Source organism: Dickeya dadantii NCPPB 898, from assembly GCF_000406145.1.
In the GTDB taxonomy this organism is placed as follows: Bacteria; Pseudomonadota; Gammaproteobacteria; order Enterobacterales; family Enterobacteriaceae; genus Dickeya; species Dickeya dadantii.
Window position 1 is genome coordinate 4673677 of the sequence record NZ_CM001976.1, and the last position, 12839, is coordinate 4686515.

Here is a 12839-nt window from a genome sequence, read left to right on the forward strand (position 1 = left end):
GCGCTGACAAGGCGCAGTGCAGCACGTCAACTAACGCATCTGAGGGAGCTGGAGCACCAGATAGCAGAAGTTGAACGTGAGTTAAGCGCGTGGTTCCACAGTCAGGAGGCCTGCAGGCGGCTGGAAAAAGTCCCCGGAGTTGGCATGCTGACGGCGACGTATATGGTTGCAGCAGTAGGGGATGGTTCACAGTTTACCTCCTCAAAACAGTTTGCGGCGTGGGTGGGGCTGACGCCGAAGGAGCACTCCAGTGGAGGCAAGCAGTGGCTGGGCCCCATAAGTAAGCGGGGTGACCGTTATTTTCGCTATCTGCTGATACATGGAGCAAGAGCACTGGCGGCAGTGATAGAGCGACACCGTGATAAACAGACATGGTTTTATAGCCTGCTGAAGAGAAAACCGTTCAACGTGGCAGTGGTCGCCCAGGCAGGCAGAACAGCGAGAATCTTGTGGTCAATGTTGAGAGGCGGGAGTGAATACCGGGAAATCGCGCCTGTCTGAAGGACGGGTTTTAAAGGAAGGAAACGAGTCAGGCGGTTCTGAAAAGTGCAAGGTGTAATCACAGTAATGGCAAAACAGGTAAGACCACAGGAGAAACAGGTCGTTCGCCGCGTGGGCTTTGAGCCCGAAGGGATGTAAGACGTTCTCCTGGCGGATTTCATTATGGTGTCGCGACAAAAGCGAAAAACCGGATATATGACTGCACAACCTGCCATGCCGTTTTAAAGAAAACAGATTGCAAATGTGGGAGCGTCCATATATGCGGCGAAAGCCCGTGCCGCGCCGGACAAAAACGTTGGGAACGTTTTTGAACAGCGTTTACGCTGGCCCGAAGGGCGAGCCCCAGGGATGGGGCGAGTAATCACGTCACGGGCGGCCCGAACAGCGAAGTCGAACGCCGAAGGGACCGCGTAGCGGCACAGTTTAGCCACCAGCCAGTGGTCAAGGAGAGGTGGCGCTTGCACCTCTCCTTGTCGTGCGTGCGATGGAATGGCAGAGAAACGACACCGTTTATCCCGCACGAAACTATTCACTTACCAGACAAGATTCACCGTTCGTAAGACAACATGGCTGTTTGTCAACAGTCTCAGGGCCGCAAAAGCGGCCCTCTCCCGACAGACGACTGGCTCAGAACAGGCCGAGCGGTTTCTCGGAGTAACTCACCAGCAGGCATTTGGTCTGCTGGTAGTGCTCCAGCATCATCTTGTGGGTTTCACGCCCGATACCGGACTGTTTGTAACCGCCGAACGCCGCATGTGCCGGGTAGGCATGGTAACAGTTGGTCCAGACGCGGCCAGCCTGGATGCCACGCCCCATGCGGTAGGCGATGTTGGCATTGCGGCTCCATACCCCAGCGCCCAGACCATAAGGGGTGTCGTTGGCGATCGCCAGCGCCTCCTCCGGCGTTTTGAAGGTGGTTACCGCCAGCACCGGCCCGAAGATCTCCTCCTGGAATACCCGCATGCTGTTCTGGCCGAACAGGATGGTCGGCTCCAGATAGTAACCTTGCGCCAGTTCCCCCGGCAGCACTTTACGGTGCCCGCCGGTCAGCACCTGTGCGCCTTCTTTTTTGCCGATATCGATGTAATTGAGGATGGTATCCAGTTGCCCCGCCGATACCTGCGCGCCCATCATGGTTTGACTGTCGAGCGGATTGCCCACCCGGATGGATTCCACCCGTTTGATGGCGCGCTCCATGAACCGTTCGTAAATCGACTCCTGAATCAACGCCCGGCTCGGGCAGGTGCACACCTCGCCCTGATTAAAAGCAAACAACGCGAACCCTTCCAACACCTTGTCAAAGAAGCTGTCTTCCTGATCCATCACGTCGGCAAAGAAGATATTCGGCGATTTGCCGCCCAGCTCCAGCGTCACCGGGATGACGTTCTGCGCCGCATAACCCATGATCTGCTGGCCGACTTCGGTCGAACCGGTAAAAGCGACTTTAGCGATACGCGGCGACGTCGCCAGGTACTCGCCGATTTGCCCGCCGGCGCCGTTAACCACATTCAGCACGCCCGGCGGCAGTACATCCTGAATCAGCTCCATCAGCAACAACACCGACAGCGGCGTCAGCTTGGCGGGCTTCAGCACGATGCAGTTACCCGCCGCCAGCGCCGGCGCCAGTTTCCAGCACGCCATCAGCAGCGGAAAGTTCCACGGAATAATCTGCCCGACCACGCCCAGCGGCTCGTGAAAATGGTAGGCGACGGTGTCATGGTCGATTTCGCTGATCGCCCCCTCCTGCGCGCGAATACAGGCGGCAAAGTAGCGGAAATGATCGATGCCCAACGGCACATCGGCATTGCGGGTTTCCCGGATCGGTTTCCCGTTGTCCCAGGTTTCCGCGCTGGCCAGCAGATCCAGATTGGCCTCCATGCGATCGGCGATGCGGTTGAGGATCTGCGCCCGTTCGCGGGTGGATAGCGCCCCCCATTCGGCGCTGGCTTTGTGAGCCGCATCCAGCGCATGCTCGACGTCGCGGTTGTTCGAACTGGCGACTTCGCACAGCGGCTGGCCGGTCACCGGCGTCAGGTTGACGTAATATTCGTTGCTGGATGGCGGCACCCAGGCGCCGCCGATAAAGTTGTCGTAGCGCTTTTTCAGCGTGAGGGCGGGTCCATATTCACCGGGCAACACCCGGTTTCCTGCGGTATCGATGGCCATGTCTATCTCCTTTAGTGCTACAGGGTGTCATCGCAGGCGGATGCCCGACGTCATGTCGGCTCCCCCTGCGCCGCGGCAGCCAGAACCTGCCAGGGCGAAACCGGCAGGAATGAAAAGCCCTGTCTGGCTGATAAGTCCTCACAAAAAGTAATGATTAAATCGTATACATTGTTACCAGATTGTAAAAGATCTACCGCAGGGAAAAATGCCACTCTTCGACGCAGCGCACAGTTTGTTATTTCCATATCAAAGCCATACTTTTTTATCCGTAGGGTGTGGATGGAAGCTAACGGGATAAAAATTCGCATCCCCGCCACGGCGGTGAAATAATGTCAAAATGGATTCACGCAACAGCGGGCATAACACCGTGAACAATGATGATTCTCAGGGCCTCGCAGAGAGATTGATAGCCGGCGCCTGCCAGCGCACCGTCTGGCATCAGGGTGAACTGGATACGCCGCGGCAGGACTGGCTGGCGGAAGAAGTGCCGGTGGCGCTGGTCTATAACGGTATTTCACACGTAGTGATGATGGCATCGCCAAAAGACCTGGAGCCGTTTGCGCTCGGTTTTTCCCTGTCGGAAGGCATCATCCAATCGCCGCAGGACATCTACGGTATTGATGTCGTGCCGGTGTGTAACGGCATCGAAGTGCAGATCGAGCTGTCCAGCCGCCGTTTTGCCGGGTTGAAAGCGCGCCGGCGAGCAATGGACGGACGCACCGGCTGCGGGGTCTGCGGGGTGGAACAGCTGGAAGAAATCGGCAAACCGGTGTCGCCGCTGCCGTTCACCCAGCATTTCTCGCTATCCCATCTGGAACAGGCGTTGCGGGCGATGAAAAGCGTACAGCAGGCAGGCGCGCTGACCGGTTCAACCCACGCCGCGGCCTGGCTGTCGCCAGAAGGGGAACTGTTGGGCGGCTGTGAAGATGTGGGCCGCCATGTGGCGCTGGACAAACTGCTGGGAACGCGGGCGCGTCAGCCCTGGCAGCAGGGGGCGGCGTTGGTATCCAGCCGCGCCAGCTATGAAATGGTGCAGAAGTCCGCCATGTGCGGGGTAGAAATCCTGTTTGCGGTTTCAGCCGCCACCTCGCTGGCGGTAGAAGTGGCCGAGCGCTGCAATCTGACGCTGGTCGGTTTCTGCCGTCCCGGTCGCGCCACCGTCTATACCCACCCGCAGCGGTTGCGGGCATGATGGTCAGGCCAGGCATAGCTTAGACCGATTTGTTGTTAGCTGGGGCGATTACGGCATAAACGCTTGTAATCTTGGAATAAAGCACGCCGACAAACCGCCCCGTGCCACGAATAATCATTTTCAAGATCATTTAATTAACTATAATGAACCTAATGCTTACGCGGCGCTAACACGCAACGGTGCCGCTCAATACTAATTGCGCACGACAACAATGGAGATGCTAAACATGAGTTATTCACTGCCATCCCTGCCTTATGCTTATGACGCACTGGAGCCGCACTTCGACAAGCAAACGATGGAAATCCATCACTCCAAACACCATCAGGCTTACGTCAATAACGCTAATGCAGCGCTGGAGTCCCTGCCTGAGTTTGCCGGCCTGTCCGCCGAAGAGCTGATCACCAAACTGGATCAACTGCCGGCCGACAAAAAAGGCCCGCTGCGTAACAACGCCGGCGGCCACGCCAACCACAGCCTGTTCTGGAAAGGCCTGAAACTGGGCACCACGCTGACAGGCGAACTGAAAGCCGCCATTGAGCGCGATTTCGGCAGCGTTGACGCATTCAAGGAAAAATTCGAGCAGGCAGCAGCAACCCGTTTCGGCTCCGGCTGGGCATGGCTGGTACTGAAAGATGACGGCAAACTGGCTGTCGTTTCCACCGCCAACCAGGACAGCCCACTGATGGGCGAAGCGATTTCCGGCGCGTCCGGCTACCCGATCGTCGCACTGGACGTATGGGAACACGCTTACTACCTGAAATACCAGAACCGCCGTCCGGACTACATCAAAGCATTCTGGAGTGTCGTTAACTGGGACGAAGCGGCTAAACGTTTTGCTGAAGCCCAAAAATAAGTAAAAGGTAAAAATTAATTTCTATACCCTAAATAATTCGAGTTGCAGGAAGGCGGCGACACAGCGAATCCCCAGGAGCTTACTCAGGTAAGTAACTGGGGTGAGCGAGGAAAGCCAACGCACCTGCAACTTGAAGTATGACGGGTATAAATCAGAAATTAACGCGACAAACCCGGAATAACATTTGTTATACCGGGTTTTTTTTATTTTATTTTCCGGATTATCACTACGAAAAGCAGTATAAAGTTTTACTATGGTGCGCCGATAGATTCTGCATGTTCTTGTCATAGCCTGCACACAGCCGCCAGTATGGCAATTTCACACTCACCGTAAACAGTTATTAATCACCTTACTTCATCACTCAGCCTAATTAATGATGGAAAGAAAAAAAATGGCTATAAAACTCGAAAATATCAAAGTTGGCAGGAAGTTAGGATTAGGGTTTTCCTTAATCCTACTGCTGACCGTCATTATTGCTGCAGTCAGCGTACGCTACATCGAAACACTGAAAGGGCGTTTTGAAAAAGTAATCTTCAGCAATCAAATCAGCGATGAGGTTAATGAAGCCCGTTATTATCGGGTATTGTATAGTACAAGTTATAATACGGATAGCATTCAGCAAAACACCAAACACATTGATAACATTATTAATTTAATTTCTTCAATTCAGGATAAATCCTGGCGCGGCGATTACGACGACAAACTGGCGAATATCGCAAAGCTCATCAGCCAATATAAAGAAAGACAAAAAAACTATACCGATGCCGTCGCTAAAAAAGATGACGTCAGAAAAAGCTGGAACCTTTCCGATTCGGAAAAACCCCTTAAGCAGATCGAGCAACAGGTTGCCGGCAACTTGCCATTACAATTCCAATTAAGCACGCTGCACCAGAAGCTGGTGACGGTCCGTTATTTGGTGCGCGGTCTGTTGCTGTCGCTGAACAGCGATGCGGAAAAACCGCTGGTTACCGCGCTGGACGACGCACAGGCGGCGCTGAATCAGTTTATTCAGGCGCTGACACCGGAGCAACAAGCCATCATGGCGCCGGTAGTCTCTACGCTATCGACCTACAAAACGCAGGTACTGGCCTATCTTCCGGCTTATCAGGGGGAGATGAATCAGGCCAAACAGCTGGGCGAGACGGCTAATCAGTTACTTGATAATGTCGACAAGATGGTTACCGAGGAAACCGCAGCCACCCAGAACGATATCACCAACGCCGAATGGCAGATCGCCATCACTGCGCTGATTACCCTGATATTGGGCGTGCTGATTGCCTGGTATATCTCTCGCCAGATTACCCACCCGCTGAACAATACCGTCGCCATCGCCGAAAGTATCGCCACTGGCGACCTGACTATATCGATTGAAACCACACGCCGAGACGAACTGGGCATGTTGTACGGCGCGATGGCGAAAATGAAAGCCAATCTGCACAACATGATTGACGACATCCGTATGGGGGTCAGTCAGATCACCACCGCCGCCAGCGAAATCGTCACCGGCAACAACGACCTGGCCGCTCGTACCGAATCCCAGGCCGCCTCGGTGGAAGAAACCGCCGCCAGCATGGAACAGTTGACGTCCACTGTGAAACAGAATGCCGCTAACGCGCATCAGGCCAACAAACTGGTGTTGGACGCCACCGAGACGGCGAAAGCAGGCGGCAAACTGGTGGAAGACGTGGTGCAAACCATGTCCGACATCGAAGGCAGTTCCAAACGCATCGCGGAAATCACCTCGGTGATCAACGGCATCGCCTTCCAGACCAACATTCTGGCGCTTAACGCCGCGGTGGAAGCCGCCCGCGCCGGTGAACAGGGCCGTGGTTTCGCCGTGGTGGCCAATGAAGTGCGCAATCTGGCGCAACGCAGTTCGCAGGCCGCCAAAGAGATCGAAGGGTTGATTTCCACGTCGGTCGATCAGGTATCCAAAGGCGCCCATCTGGTGCACAACGCCGGTAAAACCATGCAGGAAATTGTGACCGCGGTGACGCATGTGCACGATATCATGGGTGAAATCACCGTCGCATCCGATGAACAAAGCCGTGGTATCGCTCAGGTGAATCAGGCGATCGTCGAAATGGACAGCACCACCCAGCAGAATGCCGCGTTGGTGCAGCAGTCTTCCGCCGCCGCCAGCTCGCTGGAAGAACAGGCGGTCATGCTCTCCAACACCGTGTCGGCTTTCCGTCTCTCTTCCGCGCATGAACTGGCGCCGGCCAGCCACGGTTTACCGTTTGCCGGGCATCATCAGCAACTGTCTTATAAGCGGTAACGGCAGATCACAGCCGGACGGCACAGCGCCGCCCCTGCAACAAAAGGGATAAGCGTGAACGTCATCAACGCAAAAAGGGCAGCCCAAACGGGCTGCCCTTTGTTATTTGATATCCTGCGGTCAGAACGCTTTTTTCAGGCTGATGCCGGCGATAAGTTCGGTCAACGACAACACCAGCGTGGAACGCACCATCTGCTGATAACGCTGCTGTTGCATGGCCGCCAGCAATGCGTCGTCGGGATCGACGCTCGGCGGCAGCATCGGCGACGGCGGCAGGCTGCTCACACAATGCAGCTCGCTGATCGGCCCGAGGATTTCGTCATCGGTAAACCGGTACTCGTGCTCATCGTGGGTGAGCTCCTCGCCCAACGCCATCAGCAGTTCGGTATCTTCGTATTCTTTACGGCTGATCATGCCCAGACCGTAAATCAGCTTCAACCGCACCGACAGCTCGCCCAGCGGCCCGCTGCCGGATAACAGCGGTTCGACGGCGTACTTCACGGCATAATCGTCTTTACGAAACGCCTGCAGCATCAGCAGGCTGACGGCTTCCGCCAATAACTCGACGGCCATCAGCATAAAACTTCTGACCGTTTTCGATGCATTCAGGGATTCCAGTACCCGGTTTTCAAATGCCTGCGTATCGTCCATCGTCGCTTCTCGTACGTTAATTCCGCGCACAGTGTCGCCCCTGCGCGGTGGAGCGGCTGACTCCACGGGGCATGGCTTTTCATCTTCAACGCCCCGTCCTATCCAACGCACTCGATTGAAAAGCAGGGACACAGCCTGACCTGTGCCGAGACGCGCCGATTACTGCATGGCGTTATACACACTCACCGCTTTTCCGACAACCTCGCCGTCGGCGTCCAGACCGGAAATCTGCGCCAGCGCAACCTTCGGCCCTTGCGAAGCGATCAACGCAGCCAGTTCCTGCGCCTGCGGGTCCTGCTCGCTGCGGTAATGCATCGCGGCGGCAATGCCCTGAATCAGGTTGTCATGCGGCAGACCGTACTCCAGCGTGCCCAGCAACGGTTTGATCAGCCGATCGCCGGCGCTGAGTTTACGCAGCGGCTGACGGCCGACGCGCTCCACCTCATCGTGCAGCCACGGGTTTTCAAAACGGGTGAGAATTTTGCGGATGTAAGCCTGATGCTTGTCGGCATCAAAACCATAGCGACGAATCAGCACCGCGCCGCTCTCTTCCATCGCGCCCTGCACCACGCGGCGGATCGCCGGGTCCAGAATGGCATCGCGGATGGTGCTATGCCCGGCACGCTGGCCGAGGTAGGCGGTGATGGCATGACCGGTGTTAAGGGTGAACAGCTTGCGCTCAACGAACGCCATCAGGTTATCGGTCAGCTCCATACCGGCGATCGCCGGCGGCTCGCCGTTGAACTGGGTTTTATCCACGATCCATTCGCTGAAGGTTTCCACCGTGACCGCCAGCGGATCGGACTCACCCGCTTCGGCCGGCGGCACAATACGGTCCACCGCCGAGTCGACAAAACCGACATGCTGAGCGACCCACGCCTGTATATCTTCCGGCAATTGCGCCAGCACATGCTGCTTAAGCTGGCTGGTGCCGCGCACCATGTTTTCGCAGGCGATAATATTCAGCGGCGAGGTGTTGCCGTTTGCATGACGTTTCACCAGCCCCTGAGCGATGGCGCCGGCGATCTTCGCCAGAATCTGCGGCCCTACGGCCGTTGTCACCAGATCAACCCCGGCAATCAACTCAACCGCCTGCGGGCTGCCGCTGTGCACGGCGCTGACCTGACTAACCGTCTCCACCTGCTGCTGTTCGCCGACGATCCGCACCGGATAGCTACCGCGTTGATTGATGGCATCCAGCAACGGCTGGTTCACATCGGCAAACGTCAGGGAAATGCCCGCGTCCGCCAGCAGCTTGCCGATAAACCCACGGCCGATATTACCGGCCCCAAAATGTAATGCTTTCATCATGCATAACCTTACTACTGAGATTTAACAATCCGGGAAAGAAAGCGCCGCCCGAAGGCGGCACTTTTTTATCTGTCAGGCAGGCGACTTGCCGGAAAGCAGGTCGAGGACATCCTGCACATTTTCCGTCTTAGCCAGCCGTTCTATTATCGACTCGTCATCCAGCGCGCTGGTGAGGTTGGTGATGACCTGAACGTGTTCATTGTTGCGGGCCGCGATACCGATCACCAGACGGGCCACGTCATCCTCATCGTCGCCGAAGCGCACCCCTTGCGGATACTGGCAGAACACCACGCCGGTTTTCAGCACCCGGTCCTTGGCTGCAATCGTCCCGTGCGGCACGGCGATCGACTCACCCAGGTAGGTGGAAGTCAGTTTCTCGCGCTCCAGCATCGCCTCGACATACTCCGGCTCAACATAGCCGCCTTTTACCAGCTGTTCGCCGGCAAAACGGATGGCCTGTTCCTTGTCGGCGGCCTGCAGGTTCAGAAAGACGTTTTTCTCCGTCAACTGGAACAACGTCTGCGGCGCGTCGGCCGGTTCGGCAACCGGAGCGGCGGCGGCGGGTTTGGCATCGCCGGGCTGAGCCGCCTGCAAACGGGCGACCAAGTCGTTGTACAGATGGCTATCGAGGAAGTTGGTCAGCGAAATATGCTGAGCCTGCGGCGCATGGCGCATGGCGCGCTCGGTCAGATCGCGGTGGGTGATCACCAGATCCACATCTTCAGGCAGGTTGTTGATGGCGCTGTTGGTCACCGAAATGTTGCGCAGGCCGGCATCCTGCACCTTCTTGCGCAGCACCCCCGCCCCCATGGCGCTGGAGCCCATGCCGGCGTCGCAGGCGACGATGATTTTACGCACGGTGCTGAGATCGCCGCTCACGCCGCTGGCAGCCTGACCTTTGGACGCGGATTTCATTTCCTGCATGCGACGGGTCGCCTGCTCCAGTTCGTCATCGTCCTTCACTTTGCTGCTTTTCAGCAGGATGGCCGACACCACAAAAGAGACCGCGAAAGCGGCGGCGACCGCAGCCATATTGGCGAAGTAGGCACCTTTCGGCGTCATCGCCAGTACCGCCAGAATGGAGCCCGGCGAGGCCGGAGACACCAGACCGCCGTTCAGCACGCCCAGCGTGAACACGCCGGTCATCCCGCCAAGAATAACGGCGATAATCAGACGCGGGTTCATCAGCACATACGGGAAGTAGATTTCATGAATCCCGCCCAGGAAGTGGATAATGGCCGCGCCCGGCGCGGACTGTTTGGCGTTGCCGCGGCCGAACAGCATGTAAGCCATCAGCACGCCCATGCCCGGACCCGGGTTGGCTTCAATCAGGAAGAAAATGGATTTCCCGGCTTCCGTCGCCTGCTGGATGCCCAGTGGCGAGAAGATGCCGTGATTGATGGCGTTATTCAGGAACAGGATCTTCGCCGGTTCAACGAAAATCGACGCCAGCGGCAACAGGTTGTTCTGCACCATCAGGTGCACGCCTGAGGCCAGAATGCGCGACAGTACTTCGACCAGCGGACCAATCGCCAGGAAGGACAGAATAGCCAACAACATGCCGATAATGCCGGCGGAGAAGTTGTTGACCAGCATTTCAAAGCCGCTTTTGATTTTGCCGTCAACCGCAGCGTCAAAGTGTTTGATCGCCCAGCCGCCCAGCGGGCCGACAATCATGGCGCCGAGAAACATCGGGATATCGGAACCGACCACCACGCCCATGGTGGTGATAGCGCCGACTACGCCGCCGCGCTCTCCCCCTACCAGACGCCCGCCGGTAAAGCCGATCAGCAACGGCAGCAGATAAGTGATCATCGGGCCGACCAGCTTGACCAGCGTCGCGTTGGGGAACCATCCGGTAGGAATAAACAGTGCTGTGATAATCCCCCAGGCAATAAAGGCGCCGATATTCGGCATCACCATATTGCTCAGGAAGCGGCCAAAATTCTGCACCTTGACCTTGGTATCTGGTGAGAGCATAGAGATACACCCCTTTGAAACGCGCGGCGGAAAGCGTTCGCGCGGTAATTATTGATTGTTAGACAGCGTGATGACTTCCGTCGGAATCATGAGGTCGTGTACCGCAATGTGTGCATAACGCTATTGCCGTATCGCGATCACGGCATCGCGTGACGGCGAAAAATCTCAATAGCGTGCGCCACCGGCGTGGCCCCCAAAACCCGTTATCACAGCGGACTCTAGCACGTGATTTTCAGACCGCAACTCGTGGCACAAACGTGACATAAATCACAAAATACACCCACAAATCCGCCACAAATGAGTGACACAATTCACAAAAAAATAATAAAATCGGATAAATGGTCGAAAAAAAACCAATCAGGCCACAATAGATAGTGATCAATATCACTATTCTAGTGATTGGATTTATGCGAAATATGTGATTTAAATCACAATATATTTTCGGCACGAACCGGCCTTCGCAAGAAAACCACCCCGTGCCGAAACCACCTTAGTGGGGCAGGAAATTCTGGGATTTGAGCGTCGTGAACAGTTTCTGCTGCTGATTGGCGATATCGGTCATCATGCTGTTGTACTGATCCACCTGCTGCTGGGTGTGGAATTGTACGCCGTTGTTGCCAAACACCACCTGATTGCCCTGCGTCTGCAGATAATCTCCCACCTGCACCACGCTCTGCGCAAACGACGTGCTGGCCGGCACGACGGTTACCATCGCATTGGCCGGCAGGGAAACGGCGCGGTTATAAACTTTGTCGTATACCGTCTGCAATTCTTCCGGCTGTTTGAGCGCCCGGTGGGCGTTATCCGCCTGGGTTTTGGCGTTCTGCACCTGTGGGCTTAGCATATTGAGGCCGCCAAGCGCCTGGCGCAGGTTATCGCGCTGAGTAACGTAATCCTGCGGCACGCGAATGCGGGACACCACGTCCAGCATCGGCGTCAGGCTGCCTGCCAGCGCCTGATCCAGCTGCTGATTGAAAGCGGTCATGACAGCGTAATCCTGGGTAAAACGCCCGAAGCTCTGTTTCTGCTGTTCGGACAACGCCGGCAACTGGCGCCCTTCCTGCTGTGAAATCCCCTGCAGGAAGGTAATGAACGCCTGACGCGCGTCCTTGTCCTTGTCTCCACAGGCCGACAGTTGCAATGCCGCAACCAACATAACCACTGGCAGCAGCCAGCGCGAACGGTAATCCGCCAACATCATTACTACTCCTGTTTATTTTCACCACCGTGACCCGGCGGCCTTACTACTATCTATCACCAACGGGCTATCACCAATGAGCTATCACCAACGAGCCGTGTCACCCGACGAGTCATGTCGCCATAAGCGTAACCGAACCTGCCGCCGCGAGGGAAACACCACGCCTGTTTTTTTCGCCTAACGGCCGGTTCATCAATCAAGGACCGCTATTCTACGCCGGATCGACGCCATGCCACCCACAGAATCGTCTGTTCTGTTACCGCTGTTCTGTTACAACCACGATCACACCGCTTCGCGCAGGTTGCATATCATCTTGCACACAACGCACTATCTTGCACACAACGTACTATCTTGCACACAAGTAGTGCATCCCGACAATGCACGGCAGGTAATCGCCGGCGACAGATGGGCTGGCTAACACCATCGCGCAAAAAATATAATAAATTGAAAAATAAATAAAAAATAAGAAAAACGCCCGCAACGACTTCGTATCGACGCGCGACCTGGCAAGTATTTTGCTTTGTATCACCGGTAGCAGGAGCGATAGCGGGCAACCGGTGTCGCCAGACAATTTGGAAATGGGTGACTAGGGTTCCGGCTTCACTGCGCAGGTCCGAGAGTCACCGACCGCCCTCTGGCGGTTACACGGCGGGATAAAAGCCCGGGAGGATACAGCGAGATGCATGCTCGCCGCCCTCCTGCTTTTTTA

8 protein-coding genes, 1 pseudogene and 1 riboswitch are annotated in these 12839 nt (G+C 56.1%); of the genes and pseudogenes, 4 read left to right on the forward strand and 5 right to left on the reverse strand.

Translation table 11 applies throughout. From position 1 onward, the window contains the following. Positions 1-501: pseudogene (locus tag DDA898_RS21005) on the forward strand (IS110-like element ISEch3 family transposase); the annotation flags it as partial. Between the two features lie 627 nt (positions 502-1128). Here the strand turns inward: DDA898_RS21005 and exaC are convergent. Beyond that, positions 1129-2667: an acetaldehyde dehydrogenase ExaC gene (exaC, locus tag DDA898_RS21010; RefSeq protein ID WP_038912279.1), complete on the reverse strand. Its 1539-nt coding sequence runs from the start codon at positions 2665-2667 to the stop codon at positions 1129-1131. Positions 2668-3034: 367 nt separating this feature from the next. Here exaC and fdhD point away from each other — a divergent pair, with 367 nt between their 5' ends. From fdhD to DDA898_RS21025, 3 genes are all read left to right on the forward strand, one after another. Further along, entirely contained in the window at positions 3035-3859 is an 825-nt protein-coding gene (fdhD, locus tag DDA898_RS21015) for a formate dehydrogenase accessory sulfurtransferase FdhD (protein ID WP_038912684.1), read from the forward strand. 226 nt (positions 3860-4085) lie between these two features. After that, the gene (gene sodA / locus DDA898_RS21020; RefSeq protein ID WP_038912281.1) at positions 4086-4712 is read left to right on the forward strand and encodes a superoxide dismutase [Mn]; all 627 of its coding nucleotides are present in this window, start codon (positions 4086-4088) and stop codon (positions 4710-4712) included. 391 nt (positions 4713-5103) lie between these two features. After that, positions 5104-6990, forward strand: coding sequence for a methyl-accepting chemotaxis protein (locus tag DDA898_RS21025; RefSeq protein ID WP_038912282.1), 1887 nt, complete (start codon positions 5104-5106; stop codon positions 6988-6990). Positions 6991-7110: 120 nt separating this feature from the next. Here DDA898_RS21025 and DDA898_RS21030 read toward each other — a convergent pair whose 3' ends face one another. The 4 genes from DDA898_RS21030 to DDA898_RS21045 form a co-directional block, all read right to left on the reverse strand. Beyond that, positions 7111-7641 (reverse strand): MltR family transcriptional regulator, encoded by a 531-nt coding sequence (locus DDA898_RS21030; RefSeq protein ID WP_033112155.1) that lies wholly within the window; start codon positions 7639-7641, stop codon positions 7111-7113. A 159-nt stretch (positions 7642-7800) separates the two neighbouring features. After that, positions 7801-8949 (reverse strand): mannitol-1-phosphate 5-dehydrogenase, encoded by a 1149-nt coding sequence (locus DDA898_RS21035; protein WP_038902401.1) that lies wholly within the window; start codon positions 8947-8949, stop codon positions 7801-7803. A gap of 75 nt (positions 8950-9024) precedes the next feature. Beyond that, on the reverse strand, positions 9025-10932 hold the full coding sequence (locus DDA898_RS21040) for a PTS mannitol transporter subunit IICBA (protein ID WP_038912283.1): 1908 nt from the start codon (positions 10930-10932) through the stop codon (positions 9025-9027). Positions 10933-11422: 490 nt separating this feature from the next. Further along, on the reverse strand, positions 11423-12133 hold the full coding sequence (locus tag DDA898_RS21045) for a DUF3053 domain-containing protein (RefSeq protein ID WP_013320035.1): 711 nt from the start codon (positions 12131-12133) through the stop codon (positions 11423-11425). 572 nt (positions 12134-12705) lie between these two features. Next, a riboswitch (guanidine-I (ykkC/yxkD leader) is annotated at positions 12706-12800 on the forward strand. The last annotated feature ends 39 nt before the right edge of the window (positions 12801-12839 follow it).

Bases quoted from the DNA above. Each gene is read 5' to 3' on its own strand.
- exaC (WP_038912279.1), bottom strand. From the start codon at position 2,667: ATGGCCATCGATACCGCAGGAAACCGGGTGTTGCCCGGTGAATATGGA.
- sodA (WP_038912281.1), top strand. From the start codon at position 4,086: ATGAGTTATTCACTGCCATCCCTGCCTTATGCTTATGACGCACTGGAG.
- DDA898_RS21025 (WP_038912282.1), top strand. From the start codon at position 5,104: ATGGCTATAAAACTCGAAAATATCAAAGTTGGCAGGAAGTTAGGATTA.
- DDA898_RS21030 (WP_033112155.1), bottom strand. From the start codon at position 7,641: ATGGACGATACGCAGGCATTTGAAAACCGGGTACTGGAATCCCTGAAT.
- DDA898_RS21035 (WP_038902401.1), bottom strand. From the start codon at position 8,949: ATGAAAGCATTACATTTTGGGGCCGGTAATATCGGCCGTGGGTTTATC.
- DDA898_RS21040 (WP_038912283.1), bottom strand. From the start codon at position 10,932: ATGCTCTCACCAGATACCAAGGTCAAGGTGCAGAATTTTGGCCGCTTC.
- DDA898_RS21045 (WP_013320035.1), bottom strand. From the start codon at position 12,133: ATGATGTTGGCGGATTACCGTTCGCGCTGGCTGCTGCCAGTGGTTATG.